Consider the following 21,756-nt stretch of genomic DNA (forward strand, 5'->3'; position numbering starts at 1 on the left):
GACCGTCTTCCAACGACCCGAGCCGAGGCTGCGCGAGCCATGCTTGCGCGCGTCCTGACTTGGCCCTTCTCCGGAAAGTGCATCGCATGATCAAGATCAACAGTGTCGGCAACAAATTGGGTCTTGCCGGTCTCGTTGGCATCTTGCTCTCGGCGGGCGTCGTGGCGAACCAGATGAGGACCGAGACCGCGATCTCGGAGGTCAACCGTCTGGCCGATGTGCAGCAGAAAATCGCCGATAGCGCGATGGAGGCCGACGGCCAGATGCGCGCCATGCAGGTGGCCAGTCAAGGCCTGCGTATGGCCATCACGACACCCGAGATTGACAAGAACGCGGCCGAGATCAGGGCCGCCAAGGCTGCGCAGGACCGCATCATCGATGCCGCGTCCGCCCTGGCGACCAGGCAGGAATACAAGGACAATTTCGCGAAGATTAAATCGCTGACGTCAACCTATCTCGCCGCTGCCGACGAGATCGTCGGTCTGCAGAAGAAACTGCTCGAGCTCTATCGCAACCGCAACGTCGCCGTGATCGACTGGAACCGGCATCTCGACCAGCTGCGCCTCACCACTGCCGTGACCGAGGCGACGAACTGGCCTGAAGTCGATGGACAGCTCAAGATCGCGGACAATGCCATCAACGCTGTGCAGGCAGCCGCATGGCGTTATGCGTCGATGAATGAAGTCACGCAGAAGGGCCAGATCATCACCAAGGCCAAGATCCTTACCGATGCGCTGGCCAAGGCCAGCGTGTTCGAAGACAGCGAGCTCGTGCAGGGCGGCCTGATCCAGCTCGGCACCGACATGAAGAAGTTCATGACGGCCACCGATGAAGCGATCGGCAGTAACGATCAGAAGACCGATATCGTCCGCACCAAAATCACGCCCGCCGCTGCGGCAGCATCTCAACTGGTCGCGCAATCGGTCTCGTCGGCCAAGGCTGCGGTTGGAGAAGCCCGGGCGCAGGCCGCCGAGGAAATGGCACGATCCGGCCAGGTCAATCTCGCGCTCGGCCTCGCGGTCGTGCTGGTGCTGATCTGCACCATGGTGTTCTCTTTCGTCGGCGTCGCACGGCCGATGACGCGCCTGAACGGCGCCATGGGCAAGATGGCGGCCGGCGATCTTGATGTCGTCATTCCCGGCGCCAAGCGCGGCGACGAAATCGGCGATATCGCCAAGACAGTTACGGTCATTCGTGCAAACGCCGAACAGAAGGCGCGCGATGAGGCTGCGGCGCGCCTCGACCAGGACAATCTGGCCGCGGCGTCGCGCAAGCGCGAAATGGTCGAGCTCGCCGGGTCGTTCGAACGCGCTGTCGGCAATATCGTCGACAATGTCTCCTCCGCGTCGAACAGACTCGAGGAGTCCGCGGGCGCGCTGACGGCAACGGCCGAACAGGCCAAGGAGCTGACCGCTGCAGTCGTCGCTGCATCGGACGAGGCATCCACCAATGTGCAGGCGGTTGCGTCATCGACCGAAGAGATGTCGTCATCGGTCAACGAGATCAGCCGGCAGGTGCAAGAGTCGGCGAATATCGCCAACTCGGCCGTGGCGCAGGCGCGCAAGACCAATGAGCGTGTGGCCGAGCTCGCCAAGGCAGCGGCCCGGATCGGCGATGTCGTCGAGCTCATCAATACCATTGCCGGCCAGACCAACCTGCTGGCGCTCAACGCCACCATCGAAGCGGCGCGCGCCGGCGATGCGGGCCGCGGCTTTGCGGTGGTTGCGTCCGAGGTGAAGGCGCTCGCCGAACAGACCGCCAAGGCGACGGGCGACATCAGCCACCAGATCAATGGCATCCAGGCGGCGACCAAGGAATCCGTCGGCGCTATCAAGGAGATCGGTGACACCATCGGCCGCATGTCCGAGATCGCCTCGACCATCGCCTCTGCTGTCGAGCAGCAGGGCGCGGCAACCCAGGAAATCTCGCGCAATGTTCAGCAGGCAGCGCAGGGCACGATGCAGGTCACGTCGAACATCACCGACGTACAGCGCGGCGCCAGCGCGACTGGATCGGCTTCGACGCAAGTGCTGTCCGCGGCGCAGTCGCTGTCCGGCGAAAGCGCGCGGCTCAAGCTCGAAGTCGGCAAGTTCCTGGACTCCGTCCGGGCCGCATAAATTCATGCTTCTCCCATGATGGGGGAAGCCACAACGAAGACGGCGCCCGTCGCCGAAGCCAGATCAAGTCCTACCTAGGAAGCCAATGATGTCGCTGTTCAATCTCCGTATCCGCGGTCGCCTCTATGGCGGTTTCGGCGCGCTGGTTCTGTTTGGTCTCGCCAGTTCGGGATTTGCCGTCTGGCAGATGACGGAAGTTGGAACACAGGTCGACTCCCTGAATATCCTTTCGGCCAACACGATCCGCGCCTCGGAGATCGCCTCCGAACTGCACGCGATCCGCGGTGCCGTGTTGCGCTATTCATTCGATCAGGATGAAGCGGCGCTTGCGGATGCCGACAAGCGTCTCGCCGGCGTCACAGCCAGCCTGGACACGGTGATCAAGACCAGTCGTTCGGAAGAGCGCCGCGCTGCCTACCGCACCATCGAGAAGGACGTTGCCGACGTGAAGGCGCAGCGCCAGGCGCTTGGCGAGGCCATCAAGCAGATGGTCGCCGGACGGGAAGTGCTGCAGGAAGCCGGCGACAAGCTGTCATCTAGCCTACGCAAGCTGGTGATCAGCACGCGCAACACCATGTATGGCCAGGGTTCGACCAAGCTCGAATCCGACACGCTGATGGTGCAGATTGCGAATTGGCGCTTCTTCGTCAGCCGCGATGAGAAACATATCGAATCTTTCAAGGATCACGTCCGCATCGCGGAGCAGCAGATTGGCGAAATGGAAAAGATGCAGATGCCGCCGACGCTCAGCGCGTTGTTCGGCACCATCCGCAGCAACCTGAAGAGCTACGCCGCCCAGTTCGAGAAGGCTGCCGCCAGCCTGCAGACAGCAGACGGCATCTTCAACAAGGCGATCAGCCCGACTGTCGTGAAAGCGATCGGGAAGGTCGAGACCATCAAATCCGACATCCAGCAGGTTCAGTCGCAAACCGTCGCCGCAACCAGCAACCGCATGTCGACGACGAGCATGCTGCAGCAGATCGTGGCCGGCGTCGCCACTGTGGTCGGTCTAGCGATTGCCTTCCTGATCGCGCGCGGCATTATTGGCCCTCTGTCGGGCCTGACGGCTGGCATGAAGCGGCTCGCCGACGGGGATTTCAGCGTGGTGTTGCCGGGTCTCGCCCGCAAGGACGAGGTCGGCGACATGGCACGCGCAGTCGAGACCTTCAAGGTACGGGCCGAGGAGAAGGCACGCGCCGAGGCCGAAGCCAAGCTGACGCAGGACCAGCAGGCAGCGATTCAGCGCCGCCGGGACATGATTCGTCTCGCGGACGATTTCGAGGGCGCTGTCGGCAGCATCGTCGAGAACGTGTCATCGGCTTCGAGCCAGCTCGAAGAATCGGCGGGCGGACTGACTGCGACCGCCGAGCAATCTCGCCAGCTCACCGCCATGGTGGCCGCGGCCTCCGACGAAGCCTCGACCAATGTGCAGGCGGTGGCGTCATCCACCGAGGAGATGTCGTCTTCGGTCAACGAGATCAGCCGTCAGGTTCAGGAGTCGGCCAATATCGCCAACTCCGCGGTGGCACAGGCCCGCAAGACCAATGATCGCGTGGCTGAGCTTGCCAAGGCGGCCGCGCGGATCGGAGATGTTGTCGAGCTGATCAACACGATTGCCGGCCAGACCAATCTGCTGGCGCTCAATGCCACGATTGAAGCGGCGCGCGCCGGCGATGCCGGTCGCGGCTTCGCGGTCGTTGCATCGGAAGTGAAGGCGCTCGCCGAACAGACGGCCAGGGCAACCGGCGACATCAGTCACCAGATCTCCGGCATCCAGGCTGCGACTGAAGAGTCGGTCGGCGCCATCAAGGAAATAGGCGACACTATCGGCCGCATGTCGGAGATCGCGTCGACCATCGCATCTGCCGTCGAGCAGCAGGGCGCAGCGACGCAGGAAATTTCGCGCAACGTTCAACAGGCGGCGCAAGGCACGATGCAGGTGAGCTCGAACATTCTGGATGTGCAGCGCGGCGCGAGCAACACGGGTTCAGCGTCGTCGCAAGTCCTGTCCGCTGCGCAATCACTGTCCGGCGAAAGCGCGCGGTTGAAGCGCGAAGTCGGTAAGTTTCTAGACTCCGTTCGCGCGGCATAGGACAAAACGTCACACGATCACGCGCGTTCGCCCGACGAGTAAGATACAACTAGCAAACAGCCCGGATGCGTCATCGCGTCCGGGCTGTTTGTTTTGGTGAGTTAAACGATGACACGCGCGACAAAAAGTCATTCCACTTTAAAGCGTTTGCGCGGCTGAAATTAACCCGAAGTTCTCGCAACCTAACGATGATCGGATTCGAGATTGCCTCTTGCGTTGCGGGTGCGATTCGCGACGTGCAAGGTCGGCTATCAGTGGTTCTCCCAAGAAGGGCATGTCGCATGTCGCTATTCAATCTCCGCATCCGTGGCAGGCTGTATGGGGGCTTCGGTGCGCTCGTCTTGTTCGGGTTGGGCATGGCAGGTTTCGCCGTGTGGAAACTTACGGAAATTCGCGACGACGTCTCGGCGATGAATGCCCAGTCCGCCAACGCGATGCGCTCGATGGAGATTTCGGCGGAACTCCAGGCACTTCGCCGCGCGATGCTGCGCTACACGTTCGATCAGGACGAGGCGTCATTCGCTGAAGCCGAAAAGCTGCTGACTCAGGTCGGTGGTGTGCTGGAAGAGACGATCAAGGCGAGCTCGGAGGAGCGTCGCGGGGTCTATCGCGAGGTCGAAAAGACGATCAATGATTTGAAGAGCAAGCGAGTCGATCTCGGCAACACCGTCAAGGAGATGCTCGCCAGCCGCAAGGCGCTGCTTGCTGAAGGTGAAAAGCTTCAGGCCGACCTGAAGAAACTCGTGCTCGCGACGCGTAGCTCGCCATTCGCACAAGGGGCGACCACCCTGCAATCCGAAACTCTGTTGGTTCAGATGGCGAACTGGCGGTTCTTTGCAGGTCGCGACCAGGACAATGTGACGTTGTTTGCCAACAGCGTGAAGAACGCGCAGCAACAGATCGCCGAGATGGAAAAATTTGATATGGCGCCGAGTCTTTCAGCGCTGTTCGAATCGATCAAGAAAGGCCTGGTCAGCTATTCCAGCGGGTTCGATAAGGCGTCGGCCAGTCTGCTGAAGATGGATCAGCTCTATTACAATACGATCACGCCGATGGTGGTCAGCGCCATCCGCAAGACCGACGGCATCAAGGCCGCGATCCAGCAGGAGGTCGTGAGCGCGACGACAGCCAATGAGCAGCGCATTTCCGGCACGATCACGCTGCAGCAGATGGTGGCTGGCGCGGCGACCATCACCGGTCTGTTGATTGCGTTCCTGATCGCGCGCGGAATCATCCGTCCGCTGTCCGGCCTGACGGCGGGCATGAAGCAGCTCGCTGAGGGCAATTTCGGCGTGGTGCTGCCGGGGCTCGGCCGCAAGGACGAGGTCGGCGACATGGCGCAGGCTGTCGAGACCTTCAAGGTCAAGGCGGAAGAGAAAGCCCAGGCGGAAGCCGAGGCACGGATCACGCAGGATCAGGCGGCGGCCTTGCAACGCAAGCAGGACATGATCCGGCTCGCCGACGATTTCGAAGGTACGGTCGGTGAAATAGTCGAGACGGTGTCGTCCGCGTCGACCGAATTGGAAGCCTCGGCCAGCACGCTGACGTCGACAGCGGATCGGTCGCAGCAGCTCACCACGGTCGTCGCGACGGCGTCGGAAGAAGCCTCCACCAACGTGCAGTCGGTGGCGTCCGCCACTGAGGAAATGGCGTCGTCCATCACCGAGATCGGCCGTCAGGTCCAGGAATCCGCGCGTATTGCCAATGAGGCCGTGGACCAGGCTCAGAAGACCAATGATCGCGTCGGCGAACTGTCAAAAGCTGCCGGCCGCATTGGCGCGGTGGTCGAGCTGATCAACACCATTGCGGGGCAGACTAACCTGCTGGCGCTCAATGCCACCATCGAGGCGGCACGTGCCGGCGATGCCGGCCGCGGCTTCGCAGTGGTCGCGTCCGAGGTGAAGGCGCTCGCCGAGCAGACCGCCAAGGCCACCGGCGAGATCAGCCAGCAGATCGCGAGCATCCAGACTGCGACCGATGATTCCGTCTCGGCGATCCGCGAGATCGGCACGACCATCGGCAAGATGTCGGAGATCGCGTCCACGATCGCTTCGGCTGTCGAAGAGCAGGGCGCGGCGACGCAGGAGATTTCCCGTAACGTGCAGCAGGCTGCGCAAGGCACGATGCAGGTCTCGTCCAACATCATCGACGTGCAGCGCGGCGCGAGCGAGACCGGCGGCGCGTCGTCTCAGGTGCTGTCGGCAGCGCAGTCGCTCTCGTCAGATAGCAACCGTCTGAAGCATGAAGTCAGTCGCTTCCTGAACTCGGTCCGCGCGGCCTGAGTTCTCCAACATCGCAATTCACTGGCTTGAGTAACGGTGCGTTCTCCGCACACCGCCACTCAAGCCGCTGTATGCTCCGAGAGAATTCAGGGCCTCGAAATATCCCGTGCAGGGTATCGCATGATGAGATTGCAATTTTAGATCGTTAATTCAGAACCTCTGATGCCTGAACTCGAACTCCATCACTGTCTGAAAAGTCCGAATTGCTCGACGACCATTGCGGTACCGGCTCAATTTGAGTGATGGCATCATCGGCGCGTTAACGTTTGTGTCAGAAGCGCGATGGTAGGTTCCTGCCCATGAGCAGGTGATTTGATCGATCATCGAACGTATCGCCCGCTCATATGAGCCGATGACGCTTCTCGTTCAGGATCGGCTCACGCCAAGCTTCGCGTGCCCGTCGGATTGCCGCCGGGCTGCGCCAAAAATGACAACCGCTTAGCATTCGACCATTTCACGCGACGCCGGACTCCGTCCGGCGAAGGACGACCCGACTCATTTTTCTGCCGCTTCATTCCCAGGAACTGTCATGGCCTTCATCCAGAATCTGCGCATCGGCACCAAGCTCGCGATTGCGTCCGGGCTCGGCATTCTTCTCCTCGGTGTCATGATCTATATGCAGACGATGGGAAGCGCAGGCGTTCGCCAGTCATATCAGACGGCCGGCGTCTATCAGGGCATTGCGCAGAACGCTGCCGAGGCCAAGGCCTCGTTTCGCGGCATGCAGATCGGCGTGCGTGACTTCCTCGGGGCAACGAAAGTGGCCGATGTCCAGAAGGCCGCCGACTATTTCACGGCGCGTACTACCGCTGGCCTTAAATTTTCGGCTCAGATGCTCAAGCTTGCGACCGCACCGGACGAGCGCGAGCGCATCGGCAAATTCCTCGACATGATGACGACCCTCGGTAAGGGCGGCGACAAGATCGGTGTAATCCGCACAGATATCTTGAATCTGCAGGCGACGCGCAACGAAGCTGGCGAATTGTCTGCGGATGCCTCCACGCGCGTCACTGCACTGGGTGCGGAGATCGTGAAACTCCGCACCGACGTGCTGCTACCCATGAGTGCAGAACTCGACAAGCTGGCCGATACGATCGTCAATCTGGCTAAGGAGAAGGTCGAGCAGCAAACGAATGCTGCGGCGAACGAGGCCGCTGCGACCGAGCGAGACTCGCTGATTCTCGGTGGTGTGGTCGCCCTGATGCTGATCGGGACCTGCGTGTTCTCGGTGTTCACCATCGGGCGTCCGATGCGCGCGCTGAGCCGTTCGATGGAAGAACTCGCCGAGGGCAATTTCGGCGTGGTGTTGCCGGGCCTGGGCCGCAAGGACGAGATCGGCGACGTCGCTGGCGCCGTGGAGAAGTTCAAGGTCAAGGCGCAGGAGCGCGCCCGCGCCGAAGCCGACGCTCAAAAGCAGCAAGAGCAGATCGCCGCCGAGCAGCGCAAGCGCGAGATGATCACGCTGGCAAACGATTTTGAGAGCGCAGTCGGCGAGATCGTCGAAACAGTGTCATCGGCATCGACCGAACTCGAAGCGTCGGCGGGCACGCTGACGTCGTCTGCCGAGCGTTCGCAGCATTTGACCACCATGGTGGCAGCCGCTTCGGAAGAGGCTTCGACGAACGTACAATCCGTGGCATCGGCGACCGAGGAAATGGCGTCATCGGTAAACGAGATCAGCCGCCAGGTTCAGGAATCTGCGCGTATCGCTAGCGAGGCCGTACAGCAGGCCCAGAAGACCAACGACCGTGTCGGCGAGCTATCCAAGGCGGCCAGCCGTATCGGCGACGTGGTCGAGCTGATCAATAGCATCGCGGGGCAGACCAACCTTCTGGCGCTCAATGCGACCATCGAAGCCGCCCGCGCCGGTGAAGCGGGCCGCGGCTTCGCCGTGGTGGCGGCCGAGGTGAAGACGCTCGCAGAGCAGACCGCCAAGGCGACCGGCGAGATCAGCACGCAGATCGGCAGCATCCAGTCCGCCACGGACGAATCGGTCAGTGCCATCCGCGAGATCGGCGTCACCATCGGCCGGATGTCGGAAATTTCGTCCACGATTGCTTCGGCCGTCGAAGAGCAGGGTGCCGCCACCCAGGAGATTTCCCGCAACGTGCAGCAAGCCGCGCATGGCACCCAGCAGGTCTCGTCCAACATTACGGATGTGCAGCGCGGCGCCAGCGAGACCGGGTCGGCGTCGTCGCAGGTTCTCTCAGCAGCACAGTCGCTGTCGTCGGACGGCGCGCGGCTAAAGGTTGAAGTCGCGCGGTTCCTCAACTCTGTTCGCGCGGCCTAGGCCATGCGGGATCAGAACTGATCATTCTATTGAGCGATAACAGGACGTCCAGCCATGCTCTCGAACACCTCTATCAAAGCCAAGATCATCATCGTTATCGCTTTTCTGTTAATCGCAATGACGGGGATGGGGGCGCTTGCCGTCAGCAAGATGCAGACAATTAACGCCAATGCGTCGGACATCCAGAAGAACTGGCTTCCAAGCGTCCGTGTTCTCGGTGGGCTGCGGGCGACGACCATCGATTATCGCAATCTGGTGCGCGCACACATCCTCGCAGCCAATGCTGACCAGATGCAGAAGACCGAGGCTGGTATCGACACCATCGTCAAGCGGGCCGCCGATGAGCGGACTGCCTATGACAAGTTGGTATCGAGCCCCGAAGAGCGCGCAATCTTCAACGACTGGAACAAGGAGTGGGACAACTACGTATCACGCAGTCAGGAAGTCTTCGCACTCGACCGCAAGAATCTCGGCAAAGGCAGTCAGGAAGCCCATGAGCTCAATCTGAATGTGATCAATCCGCTGGGATCCAAAGCCGATTTTGCCCTGCGCAAGGCCATCGAATTCAACGACAAGGGCGCGGCAGCATCGGGACAGAAGGCCGATGAGAGCTATGGTTCGGCGCTGATGACGGTGATCGTGATCATTGCAGCGACCGCGGTCATCGGCATCGGTGTCGGCATTTATCTGGTCAAGGACGTGTCGTCGGGTATCGCTTCGATCGTGCAGCCGATGCAGGCGCTGAGCGCTGGCGATCTCACGGCGCATGTAGCGCATCAGGGCGAGAAGACCGAGATCGGCGCGATGGCCGACACGCTTCAGGTGTTCAAGCAGGCGCTGATCGACAAGCGCGCGGCAGATGAAGCTGCCTCTGCCGACGCCGAAGCCAAGATCGAACGCGGTCGCCGCGTTGACAACATCACCCGCGAATTCGAATCGATGATCGGCGAAATCGTCGAGACGGTGTCGTCGGCATCGACCGAACTCGAGGCCTCCGCAAGCACGCTGACCGCGACGGCCGAACGTTCCCAGGACCTCGCCACCACAGTGGCGGCAGCGTCCGAAGAAGCTTCCACCAACGTCCAGTCGGTGGCATCGGCCACTGAAGAAATGGCCTCGTCGGTCAACGAGATCAGCCGACAGGTGCAGGAGTCGGCGAGCATCGCCAATCAGGCGGTCGACCAGGCGCGGCGTACCAATGATCGCGTCAGCGAACTCGCCAGCGCTGCAGCGCGCATCGGCGATGTGGTCGAGCTCATCAACAATATCGCCGGCCAGACAAATCTGCTGGCGCTCAACGCAACCATCGAAGCAGCGCGCGCCGGCGAAGCCGGTCGCGGTTTCGCGGTCGTGGCTTCCGAAGTGAAGGCCCTCGCTGAGCAGACTGCCAAGGCGACTGGCGAGATCTCGACGCAGATTTCCGGTATCCAGGCGGCGACGCAGGAATCGGTCGGCGCCATCAAGGAAATCGGCGACACCATCGGCCGGATGTCCGAGATTGCCTCGACCATCGCATCGGCGGTGGAAGAGCAGGGTGCCGCGACGCAGGAGATTTCGCGTAACGTCCAGCAGGCGGCACAGGGTACCATGCAGGTCTCGTCGAACATCACTGACGTGCAGCGTGGAGCGTCCGAGACCGGCTCTGCGTCGTCGCAGGTGCTTTCGGCCGCGCGGTCGCTGTCATCGGACAGCACACGTCTCAAGAATGAAGTGGGCAAGTTCTTGAACTCGGTGCGCGCTGCCTGACGGGCTTGAACACAAGTGTACAGCGCAAAAAGCCGGCGCGTGAGCGTCGGCTTTCCTACGCGATAGTGTTGTTATGCGTGTGCGCCACACTCATTCGAGAAGTCATGCACAAGAAGCAGTCATGATGCACCGCTCCTTAACTTTATCCGGACAATCTCGATCACGAGATCGTTGAAAGCTATCGACGCTCGGCCGGCAGCTCCAATGCATGCCGTGTCTTCAAACCCAGAAAATGCCATTCGTGCAGTTGCGCGCCAACGGTCAAAAACCGAGGGACCATCACCTATGTTTGCCAGCCTGTCCATCCGCACCAAGATCACTCTTGTCGTCTCGTTCCTGCTGCTCGCCATGTCTGCAATGGGCGCGCTGGCCATCAAGCAGATGTACACCATCAACGGAGCGACATCCGACATCGTCACGAGCTGGCTGCCGAGCGTGCGCGCTCTGGGTGAAGTCCGCGCTGCAACGATCAGCTATCGTTCGGTGGTTCGTGGACATCTGCTTGCGACCGATGCCGCAGATACGAAGGTCCAGGACGATACGCTGGTGCGTTACGCTGAGATGCTCGACAAGGCGCGCAAGAGCTATGAGCCGATGATTTCGTCGCCCGAGGAGCGCGCGATGTATAGCGAATTCAACAAGCTCTGGAGCGAATACATAGCGGCGTTGCAGCCGGTTCTTGCGTTGTCGCGCAAGAACGCTCGTGATGAAGCGCGAGATATGAACGTGAAGGTCAACCAGATTGGCTTCAAAGCGGACGAAGCCCTGCAGAAGGATGTCGAGCTCAACAACAAGGGAGCTTTGACAGCCGGAGAACTGGCGACGGACAGCTTTGGGGTCGCCATCAAGATGGTGATCGGTTCGCTCTTGTTTGCGATTGTTGTCGGCATCGGTGCGGCTATCTTGCTGGTGCGCGATGTCTCCGCCGGCATTACGTCGATCGTGCTGCCGATGCAGGCGCTTGGCACAGGAGATCTGACAGCAAATGTTCCGCATCAGGGCGAGAAAACCGAAATCGGTACGATGGCGGATTCGCTTCAGGTATTCAAACAGGCGCTGATCGACAAGCGCGCGGCGGATGAAGCCGCAGCGGCCGATGCAGAAGCCAAGATCGAACGCGGTCGCCGCGTCGACAGCATCACCCGCAACTTCGAATCGATGATCGGTGAGATCGTCGAGACGGTGTCGTCGGCATCGACCGAACTGGAAGCCTCGGCAGGTACGCTGACCGCCACGGCGGAGCGCTCGCAGGAATTGACCACGACGGTTGCCGCAGCCTCCGAAGAGGCATCAGCCAATGTGCAGTCAGTGGCATCGGCAACCGAAGAAATGGCCTCGTCGGTCAACGAGATCAGCCGACAGGTGCAGGAGTCGGCTGCGATCGCAGGGCAGGCGGTCGATCAGGCACGCAAGACCAATGATCGCGTCGGCGAGCTCGCCAGCGCTGCGTCGCGCATCGGCGATGTGGTCGAGCTGATCAACAACATCGCAGGCCAGACGAACTTGCTGGCGCTCAACGCCACCATCGAAGCGGCGCGTGCCGGCGAAGCCGGTCGCGGCTTCGCCGTCGTCGCCTCCGAGGTGAAGGCACTCGCTGAGCAGACTGCCAAGGCGACTGGCGAGATCTCGACGCAGATCTCCGGTATCCAGGCGGCGACGCAGGAATCGGTTGGCGCTATCAAGGAGATCGGAGACACGATCGGGCGGATGTCCGAGATTGCCTCGACCATCGCATCGGCGGTGGAAGAGCAGGGCGCGGCGACGCAGGAGATTTCGCGTAATGTCCAGCAGGCGGCGCAGGGCACGATGCAGGTCTCGTCGAACATCGTTGATGTGCAGCGTGGTGCAACAGAAACTGGATCTGCCTCGACTCAGGTTCTGGCTGCAGCGCAGTCGTTGTCTTCGGACAGCACGCGGCTGAAGGATGAAGTCAGCAAGTTCCTGAACGCGGTGCGGGCAGCCTGATCATGACTTGTAGGGTGGGCAAAGGCGCTCTTGCGCCGTGCCCACCGTAGCGCTTTCGATGATGGTGGCGGGCACGCTGCGCTTTTGCCCGCCCTGCGGATTTCGAGCGTTCTATCTCGTACTCGCCGACACCAGCCCCGCGATGTCCATATAGGTGCGCACCAGCGGGGCGACGAAACGATGCGCCGATGTCTTGGACACCAGCGTATCGTGCAGGATCAGGTGATCGATGCCGGTATTGATGAAACACGCCATGGCGTCGCGCGGAGTCTCGACGATCGGCTCGCCCTTCACGTTGAACGACGTGTTGAGCAGCACCGGCACGCCGGTGAGCGCATCGAATTCCTTCAGCAGCCGATAGAGCACAGGATTGGTGTCTTCCGTGACGGTCTGGATGCGCGCCGTTCCATCGATGTGCACAATGGCCGGAATCTTCTCGCGCCATTCGGGGCGCACCGGGGCCGCGATCAGCATAAACGGCGAATCCTGATCGCCTTCGAAAATCTCTCTGGCGCGCTCGGCGAGCACAATCGGCGCGAACGGACGGAACGGCTGACGGTGCTTCACGCGTGAATTGAGGATGTCCTTCATCTCCGGCCGGCGCGGATCGGCGATGATGCTGCGATTGCCGAGCGCGCGGGGGCCGTATTCCGAGCGACCCTGAAACCAGCCGATCACTTTCTGGTCGGCGAGCAGCTTGGCCGTATCGCGGCAGATATTGTCGCTGCGCACCGTGCTGGTCTGCGCCTTGACCAGCGTGCGCTGGGTCGCTGCCTCGACGTCGCGATCAGTATAGGCACGGCCGGTGTAAGAGTGGGTCATTACATAAGAGCGCGGCTGCTTCTGTACCTCCAGCAGGCCATAATAGGCGCAGCCGATCGCGATGCCGTTGTCGCCGGCGGCGGGCTGGATCCAGACATTCTCGAAGCCGGCTTCGCGGGCGATGCGGCCATTGGCGACGCAGTTCAGCGCGACGCCGCCGGCAATGCAGAGGTTCTTCGCGCCGGTCGTCTCGCGCAGCCAGCGCGCGCGGGCGAGCAGCACCTTCTCGGTGTCGTCTTGGACTCGCCAGGCGATATCCTCCCAATGCCGCATCGACGGATGGGTGTCCCACTTGCCATCGCTGTCGGCGATATAGGGCTGGTTGTATTCGGGGGTCCAGCGCGGCACGCTGAGCACGTTGTCGGTGATATCCATCAGCGGCTTGACCTGGTCGCGGCGGCCATAGGGTGCGAGCCCCATCAGTTCACCGCATTTGTTCCAGTCGCCGAACACATAGGTCGAGGCCCGGCTATAAAGCGCCCCGAGGCCTGGCATGTTGTAGAATTCATCGCTGAGGAAGCCGCGGTCCGGCTCCATCCAGACTTTCTTGAGGCAATCGAGCTGCGTGCCCTTGAACGTGTAGTAGCTCTCGGATTCCCGGGCGAGCTTCGAGCCCGGCTCGTCGCCGGGATAGACCTCCATCACATCGGAGCGATAGCTGCCGACGCCGTCGACGATCATGATCGCCCCCTCTTCGAAGGGGCAGACGGCAAACGCGCTATAGGCGTGCGCCAGATGATGCGAGATCGTTTTGACCTTGCCGGTGCGCGCCCGAAACAGCGGATGGACGCTGGCGTCCTGCCGTTCATATTCGGGCAGGAAGCCCGGCATGTCCTGATAGATCAGGCGGTCTTCCATCTCCGGAACCGGCAGGATGTAGCAATTGCTCACCACCAGGTCGACGTCGCCCAGCGTGATGCCTTCGGCGTCGAGGACGTAGTCGATCACTTCCTTGTAGAACCCCGTCGCGTGTTTCTCGCGGGTAATCCGCTCCTTCTCGATCGCATAGGCCAGCGCGCCGTTGCGCAGCAGGCAGGCGCTGACGTCGTGATCGTAGGTGTTGAGACCGAGGATGTAGCTGGGTTTGGACATGAATCGGCTTCTGACAATTCGCGGGAAGGGACGAATGATGGGATCGAGCTGCTAATGCAGACGCGGCGGGTGGGGCTGACCGCATATTCGCAGTTGCGAGGTGCAGCGATCAGCATAGTGCGAGGCAATATGAAGAGAAGATGAACGCAGGAGGTCAAAAGCGAGGTGACCGCGTGAAGGTGCGCATTCGTTCGTAGTGACAGCGTTGCCGGCAACTTGACCGGCGTTCGAGCTTGACCCTATTGTAAAGTTGTTCGTGCGTGCACGCCTTGTGATGGCCATATTACTATTCTGGTTTCAGCACCTGTGTGAATCAAGAATTGCTCACTGAACGATTCGAGGCCGGAAGCATTCTAAAGCCGTGCTTCTGCAGAATGGGAGTTCCTAAGAATGGCTCAAACCAAAACGACGCGCCACAATATCGTGACCCGCTGCCTGGCAGCGATGGCGCTTGTGTCTGTCTACTGTGTTGGTCTGATCGGCGCATCCACGGTGTTGCTCACCACGAGCAGCACCTCGGCCGAGGCCCGTGGCGGTGGTCGCGGTCGTGGCGGCGGCGGTTGGGGCCGTGGACGCGGTGGCGGCTTCTATCGTGGCGGCGGTCGCGGCTATGGCTTCTACGGTGGACCGCGCTTCGTGGCGCCGGGCTGCTATTTCAGCCGTCGCTGGGGCCGGGTGGTCTGCCCGTACTAAGTCATAAGCGCCACGGCGCTGAATGAACGAGATAGAGAGGCGCGCCGGGTAACCGGGGCGCCTTTTGCTTTCCAGGCTCGCCTTTCTCCAGGAAACGGGCCTCTCCTTCGGGAATGATTTGTCGAAAGCTACCCTCCTTGCACAATGCTGAGGTCGCTTTTGGCATGCCATCTTGTGTTTTCTCATCCAAATTCCAATGTCGGCATGGCAAGCTTGCGCGCCCGCGCAAGGCAATTCGGTCCTCCCACCCTGGAACCTTCATGAGTGCCCTGTTCTCTCCCTTCAAGCTGCGCGACCTCACGCTGCCAAACCGCATCGTCATTGCGCCGATGTGCCAGTATTCTGCCGAAGATGGCCGGGCGACCGACTGGCACATGATCCATCTCGGCAATATGGCCCTGTCGGGCGCCGCAATGCTGGTGATCGAAGCGACCGCCGTGGAAGCCATCGGCCGCATCACACCCGGCGATCTCGGCCTCTATAATGACGCGACCGAAGCCGCGTTGAAGCCGGTGCTGGCGGCAATCCGCAAGCATTCGAACATTGCCGTTGGCATGCAGATCGCCCACGCAGGCCGTAAGGCGTCGAGCCACGCCCCATGGGATGGCGGCCAGCAGGTCCCGCTCGACAAAGGCGGCTGGGTCGCCCAGGCGCCCTCGGCCATTCCGCAGAAACCCGGCGAACTGGCGCCGCAGGAGATCGACGTTGCCGGCCTCAAGCGCATCCGCGATGCCTTCGTGGCCACGGCGAAGCGCGCCGAGCGGCTCGGCATCGATGCGCTGGAGATCCACGCGGCGCACGGCTATCTGCTGCACGAATTCCTGTCGCCGATTTCCAACCAGCGCACCGACAATTATGGCGGCTCCCTGGAGAACCGGATCAGGTTTCCACTCGAAGTATTCGACGCGGTACGCGCCGCGTTTCCCACGCACAAGCCTGTGGGCGTCCGCGTATCGGCCTCGGACTGGGTCGAGGGCGGTTGGGATGTCGAGCAGACCATCGTCTTCGCCAATGAGTTGAAGAAGCGCGGTGTCGACTGGATGGATGTTTCGTCCGGCGGTGTCTCGCCGCAGCAGAAGATCGCGCTCGGGCCAGGTTATCAGGTGCCGTTCGCCGAAGCCGTGAAAGCGGCGACGGGACTGCCGACGATTGCGGTGGGGTTGATCACCGAAGTGCAACAGGCTGAAGACATCGTGGCCTCCGGCAAGGCCGATCTGGTCGCCATCGCGCGTGGCATTCTCTACGACCCGCGCTGGCCGTGGCACGCGGCGGCGCAGCTCGGCGGCCAGGTGCAGGCGCCGCCGCAATACTGGCGCTCGCAGCCATCGACGCAAAAGGCGCTGTTCGGCGATACGACATTCGGCGGCCGCTAAACCACTTCAAGGCGCCTGACTTTCAACACCCACACATTGTCCCGCAAGCCGGGTGCGATGTGTGGGTGTTTGTCGTTGCGGTGCGTCCACTCCGCGAATGGCAGCCCTGCGGCAGCATCGTGTTTACATGACAGAATGTCGCACCTACACAGCGCAAAATTCTGCGCCGTAAAATAATCGTGGCATCCGGCGCTGCCCGCCTATCGAGAGGAGCCCCGCCATGGCCCGCCATTTCTTATGGCTTCTGCTGATCCCGTTCGTGGGTCTGCTCTGGGTCCCGTTCTACAACTTTCATGATCCGGTGCTGTTCGGCTTTCCGTTCTTCTACTGGTACCAGCTCGCCTGGGTGCCGATGACCGCCTTTCTGACCTGGCTCGCTTACCGGACTTACGCCAATGAAGACTGAGCTCGATATTCCCGCGGTTGCGGTCTTTCTGTTCTTCTTCGCGCTCGTCACCGTGATGGGCTTCGTCGCCTCGAAGTGGCGCCGCCCGAAAACGCTGGCCAGTCTCGACGAATGGGGCCTTGGTGGCCGCCAGTTCGGCACCTGGATCACCTGGTTTCTGGTCGGCGGCGATTTCTATACCGCCTATACGGTGATCGCCGTGCCGGCACTGGTCTATTCGGTCGGTGCTTACGGCTTCTTCGCGCTGCCTTACACGATCCTGGTCTATCCCATCGTGTTCATGGTGATGCCGAGGCTGTGGCAGGTCGCCAAGGACAACGGCCATGTCACTGCCGCCGACGTTGTGCATGGCCGCTATGGTTCACGCATGCTGGAAGCAGCAGTCGCCATCACCGGTGTCGTCGCCACCATGCCCTATATCGCGCTGCAGCTGATCGGTATGGCCACGGCTGTGAAGGCGCTTGGCTTCGAAGGCGAACTTCCACTGATCGCGGCCTTTGTCGTGCTGGCGCTCTACACCTACTCGTCGGGCCTACGTGCCCCGGCGCTGATCGCCTTCGTCAAGGATATCATGATCTATATCGCCGTCATCGCGGCAGTGTCAGTAATCCCCGGCAAGCTCGGCGGCTATGCCGCAGTGTTCGACGCCGCCGATCAGGCATTCAAGGCCAAGGGCTCGGGCAGTATCCTGCTGCAGCCCAGCCAGTATGTCGCCTATGCCACGCTGGCACTTGGTTCGGCGCTCGCGGCCTTCATGTATCCGCATACGCTGACCGGTATCTTCGCCAGCAAGAGCGCCACGACCATCCGCAAGAACGCCGTACTGTTACCGGCCTATACACTGATGCTCGGCCTGCTGGCGCTGCTCGGCTATATGGGCCACGCCGCCAAGTTGAAGCTCGCCAGCAATAATGACGTGGTACCGGCGCTGTTCCAGACGCTGTTTCCGAGCTGGTTCGCAGGCTTCGCTTTTGCGGCGATTGCCATCGGCGCGCTGGTCCCTGCGGCCGTGATGAGCATTGGTGCGGCCAATCTTTTCACCCGCAATTTCTGGAAGGCCTATGTCAATCCGCAGGTCGATTCAGCGGGCGAAGCAGCCGTTGCCAAGATCGCGTCGCTGGTGGTGAAGGTCGGCGCGCTGCTGGTGATCATCTATCTGCCGACGCAGTTCGCGCTCGACCTGCAGCTTCTCGGAGGCCTGTGGATCCTGCAGACGTTGCCGGCCTTGATCTTCGGCCTGTTCACCCGCTGGTTCACCGCGCCGGCATTGCTGGCCGGATGGGTGGTCGGCCTGTTTGGCGGCACATATCTGGCCTGGACGGACGGCCTCAAGCCGCTGCACTTGCTGTCTATCGGCAGCTTCCAGGCGACGGTCTATGTCGGGCTGATTGCGCTCGTCGTCAATATCGCGGTCGCAATGCTGGTCAATCTCGTGGTGCCGAAGCCGGTCGCAACGGCCGAGGCGGCGGGCACGTAACGGCCTCATTGTAAAGCCGCGCGCGCATTGTTTCCGGCGCGCGCTGGCTTTATTGTCCGCGCGAATGCCCGCCATCCCTGTGCGGGACCGCCGGATGGAGCTTGCCTGAGTGACTGAATCGATGCGCATCGGCACGCGCAAAAGCACCATGGCGCTGGCCCAGACCGAAGAGATCGCGCGCCGGCTGGCGGTGGTCGCGCCGGAACTGGCCGTCGAGATCGTGAAATTCGAGCCGGTCGGCGACCGCGACCAGACCAGCAATCTCCTGAAGCATGGCGGCAAGGGCGGGGCTTTCGTCGGGGAGATTCGCGCGGCCGTGCTCAAGGGCACGCTGCATGCGGCGATGCATTCGCTGAAGGACATGCCGGGCAACGAGGACACGCCGGGCCTCGTGATTGGTGCAACGCTGGTGCGCGATCCTCCGACCGATGCGCTGGTGCTGCGCGAAGGCGTCAGCCTCGACGATCTCAAGCGCACGCATGGCAAGGGCTTCAAGATCGGCACCAATGCCGTACGCCGTGCCGCCTATATCCGCCGGCTGTTTCCCGAGATTGAGGTGATCCACTTCCGCGGTGCTGCCGATACGCGCGTGCGCAAACTCGACAGTGGCGAGATGCAGCGGATGCCTGATGGCGGCGAGGTCGGCCCTGCCGACGCGCTGATCATGGCGCGTTCAGGCCTGGAGCGCGTTGGATTGGCGAGCCGCATCGCACGTGATTTCACGCCGCAGGAAATGTTGCCGGCCGTGGGGCAGGGCATCGTCGCAGTCGAATGCGCGGCGCATGACTGGGCCTCGCGGCGTCATCTGTCACTGATCGACGACCCTGCGGCACATCTGTCCTGCGATGCCGAGCGCGAGGTGCTTTGGGTGCTGAACGGCCACTGCAATTCGCCGATCGCGGGTTATTCGGTGATCTCGGGGCACGAGATGTCGCTGACCGCATCGGTGTTGGATGAAGCCGGCGGGCAGTTCATTGAGGTAACGCGCATAGGGCCGGCGGATCGTCCGCGCGAGCTTGGGCGGGCTGTCGGGCTGGAGCTGCTCGACAAGGGCGCCGGCGCGCTGATCGAGGCCAATCGGCCGGAGCACTAGGCCGTTCGATACGACACTTTGCCCTCTCCACGTCATGCCCGGGCTTGACCCGGGCATCCATCTTTTGATGTACGACAGTGAAGTTGGATGGCCGGGTCAGGCCCGGCCATGACGGAGTGTGTGGCGACTAGCTCTCCGCCATCCCCACCGACCACAGTGCGAACGCATAGACGATCGCGATCTCATCCAGGCGGTTGAAACGCCCGGACGCGCCGCCGTGGCCGGCGCCCATATTCGTCCGCAGCAGCACCGGGCCTCCACCCGTCATCGTCGCGCGCAGCCGTGCGATCCATTTCGCCGGCTCCCAATAGGTGACGCGGGGATCGGTGAGGCCACCCATCGCCAGAATCTTCGGATAGGCTTTCGCCGCGACCTGGTCATAGGGCGAGTAGGACAGGATCGTCTTGAAATCCGCGGCGCTTTCGATCGGGTTGCCCCATTCGGGCCATTCCGGCGGCGTCAGCGGCAGGGTGTCGTCGAGCATGGTGTTGAGCACATCGACGAACGGCACTTCGGCGACGATCCCCGAGAACAGCTCGCCGGAGCGATTGGCGACCGCGCCCATCAGCATGCCGCCGGCGCTGCCGCCATGGCCGACGATGTTTTTCTCGGATGTATATTTCGCTGATATCAGCGCGCGCGCAGCGGCCGCGAAATCGTCGAACGAGTTCGTCTTCTTGTCGCGCTTGCCGTCGAGATACCAGCCCCAGCCCTTGTCGGCGCCGCCGCGGATATGCGCGATGGCATAGACGAAACCGCGATCGACCAGCGACAGCCGGTTGGCGGAGAACGACGCCGGCATTGCCATGCCGTAGGAACCATAGCCATAGAGCAGTAGCGGCGCCTTGCCGTCCCGTGCCAGGTCCTTGCGATGCAGGATCGACACCGGAACCTCGGCGCCGTCATGTGCCTTGGCCATGATGCGCGTGGTGACATAGTCAGCGGGATTGTGCCCCGACGGAATCTCCTGGCGCTTGCGCAACGTCCGTTCGCGCGTTGCCATGTCGTAGTCATAGACTTCCGAGGGCGTCGTCATCGAGGAATAGGCGAAGCGAAGCGTGGTCGTATCGAATTCGTAGCCGCCCATGGTGTCGAGCGAATAGGCGGCTTCGTCGAAGGCGATGGCGTGTTCGTCCTTGGTGGTGAGATCGCGAATCACGATCGACGGCAGCGCATTGGCACGCTCCAGACGGACGAGATGGCCGGCAGTGAGATCCATGTCGAGGACATAGATGCCCTCGCGATATGGGATCAGGTCCGTCCAGTTGGCGCGCGCGGGCGAAGCCAGCGGTGCGGTGACGATCTTGAAGTCGATGGCGCCATCGGCATTGGTCAGGATGAACAGCTCGTCGCCGCGATCGGCCAGCGAATACTGCACGCCATCTTCGCGTTTCGCCACGAGGCGCGGCGGCGCGTCTGGCGTGTTGAGATCAATCAATTGCTGCTCGGACGTTTCATGATCGCCGCCGGCGATGACGCAGAAGCGGCCGCTGGCGCTTTCATGGATGTGGGTGAACCAGCCGGAATCCTGCTCCTCGAAGATCAGCCTGTCGTCGGCCTGTTTGGTGCCGAGCTTGTGCAGCCAGACCTGCATCGGACGATGATTGTCGTCGAGCTTCACATAGAAGAAGGACTTGCAATCGAGCGTCCACACCACGCCGCCATCGGTCTCCTCGACCACGTCGTCGAGATCGCTGCCGGTGGCCCAGTCACGCACGCGAATGGTGAAATATTCCGAGCCCTTGACGTCGGCACTCCAGGCTTCCAGCGCATGATCGGGTGAATGGCGGGCGCCGCCGAATTTGAAATATTTGTGGTCGGCGGCAAGCCTGTCGCCATCGAGAACGATGGTGGCCTCGCCGCCATCCCGCGGCATGCGGCCGAATAATTCATGCTGGCCGCCCTCGCGGAATTTCCGCAAATAAGCATAAGGGCCATCCGGCGACGGGACGCTGGAATCGTCTTCCTTGATGCGGCCGCGCATTTCCGCAACCAACTTGGTCTGCAGCGCCGCCGTGCCGCCGAGCAGGCTCTCGGTATAGGTGTTCTCGGCCTCCAGATAGGTGCGGATCTCCGGCTCCAGCACGCTGGGATCGCGCAACACCTCCTGCCATTTGGCATCCTTCAGCCAGGCATAGTCATCGGTCACAGTGATGCCGTGGGTCGTGAAGGAATGCGGATGACGCGGCGCAACCGGCGCGGGCATGGAGGATGTCTGCTTTGTCATGAACGCTCTTTTCGCGGAAGCCTGATCGGATATGATTACGGAACACGCGCGCATCGGCGCCTGCCCCGCATATTGGATATT

General features: G+C 61.7%; 13 protein-coding genes. 11 read left to right on the forward strand and 2 right to left on the reverse strand.

The features are described from left to right. Positions 1–86: 86 nt before the first annotated feature. From LPB73_RS00475 to LPB73_RS00500, 6 genes are all read left to right on the forward strand, one after another. Positions 87–2,117 carry a methyl-accepting chemotaxis protein gene (locus LPB73_RS00475; protein ID WP_231079167.1) on the forward strand — a complete coding sequence of 677 codons (2,031 nt, stop codon included), beginning with the start codon at positions 87–89 and terminating at the stop codon, positions 2,115–2,117. An 88-nt stretch (positions 2,118–2,205) separates the two neighbouring features. Next, positions 2,206–4,209 carry a HAMP domain-containing methyl-accepting chemotaxis protein gene (locus LPB73_RS00480; protein ID WP_231079169.1) on the forward strand — a complete coding sequence of 668 codons (2,004 nt, stop codon included), beginning with the start codon at positions 2,206–2,208 and terminating at the stop codon, positions 4,207–4,209. A 281-nt stretch (positions 4,210–4,490) separates the two neighbouring features. Next, positions 4,491–6,491 (forward strand): methyl-accepting chemotaxis protein, encoded by a 2,001-nt coding sequence (locus tag LPB73_RS00485; RefSeq protein ID WP_231079171.1) that lies wholly within the window; start codon positions 4,491–4,493, stop codon positions 6,489–6,491. Positions 6,492–7,020: 529 nt separating this feature from the next. Beyond that, on the forward strand, positions 7,021–8,781 hold the full coding sequence (locus LPB73_RS00490; RefSeq protein ID WP_231079173.1) for a methyl-accepting chemotaxis protein: 1,761 nt from the start codon (positions 7,021–7,023) through the stop codon (positions 8,779–8,781). 54 nt (positions 8,782–8,835) lie between these two features. Further along, positions 8,836–10,527 (forward strand): methyl-accepting chemotaxis protein, encoded by a 1,692-nt coding sequence (locus LPB73_RS00495; RefSeq protein WP_231079174.1) that lies wholly within the window; start codon positions 8,836–8,838, stop codon positions 10,525–10,527. Positions 10,528–10,812: 285 nt separating this feature from the next. Then, positions 10,813–12,492, forward strand: coding sequence for a methyl-accepting chemotaxis protein (locus LPB73_RS00500; protein WP_231079175.1), 1,680 nt, complete (start codon positions 10,813–10,815; stop codon positions 12,490–12,492). A 111-nt stretch (positions 12,493–12,603) separates the two neighbouring features. Here the strand turns inward: LPB73_RS00500 and LPB73_RS00505 are convergent, their stop codons facing one another. Continuing rightward, a complete protein-coding gene (locus tag LPB73_RS00505) occupies positions 12,604–14,406 on the reverse strand; it encodes a carbamoyltransferase family protein (RefSeq protein ID WP_231079176.1) in 1,803 nt (600 codons plus the stop codon). A gap of 390 nt (positions 14,407–14,796) precedes the next feature. Here LPB73_RS00505 and LPB73_RS00510 point away from each other — a divergent pair, with 390 nt between their 5' ends. From LPB73_RS00510 to hemC, 5 genes are all read left to right on the forward strand, one after another. Then, entirely contained in the window at positions 14,797–15,099 is a 303-nt protein-coding gene (locus tag LPB73_RS00510) for a hypothetical protein (RefSeq protein WP_231081288.1), read from the forward strand. 260 nt (positions 15,100–15,359) lie between these two features. Then, positions 15,360–16,472, forward strand: coding sequence for an NADH:flavin oxidoreductase/NADH oxidase (locus LPB73_RS00515; protein WP_231079177.1), 1,113 nt, complete (start codon positions 15,360–15,362; stop codon positions 16,470–16,472). A gap of 220 nt (positions 16,473–16,692) precedes the next feature. Continuing rightward, entirely contained in the window at positions 16,693–16,878 is a 186-nt protein-coding gene (locus LPB73_RS00520) for a DUF3311 domain-containing protein (protein WP_093757178.1), read from the forward strand. Further along, on the forward strand, positions 16,868–18,355 hold the full coding sequence (gene mctP, locus LPB73_RS00525; RefSeq protein ID WP_231079179.1) for a monocarboxylate uptake permease MctP: 1,488 nt from the start codon (positions 16,868–16,870) through the stop codon (positions 18,353–18,355). Before LPB73_RS00520 ends, mctP begins: the two co-directional genes overlap by 11 nt. A 109-nt stretch (positions 18,356–18,464) precedes the next feature. Then, positions 18,465–19,448, forward strand: a complete 984-nt coding sequence (hemC, locus tag LPB73_RS00530) for a hydroxymethylbilane synthase (RefSeq protein ID WP_231079181.1) — start codon at positions 18,465–18,467, stop codon at positions 19,446–19,448. A 127-nt stretch (positions 19,449–19,575) separates the two neighbouring features. Here the strand turns inward: hemC and LPB73_RS00535 are convergent, their stop codons facing one another. Beyond that, positions 19,576–21,675 carry a S9 family peptidase gene (locus LPB73_RS00535; RefSeq protein WP_231079182.1) on the reverse strand — a complete coding sequence of 700 codons (2,100 nt, stop codon included), beginning with the start codon at positions 21,673–21,675 and terminating at the stop codon, positions 19,576–19,578. Positions 21,676–21,756 lie beyond the last annotated feature (81 nt).

The sequence above is a fragment of the Tardiphaga sp. 37S4 genome (assembly GCF_021044645.1).
GTDB lineage: Bacteria > Pseudomonadota > Alphaproteobacteria > Rhizobiales > Xanthobacteraceae > Tardiphaga > Tardiphaga robiniae.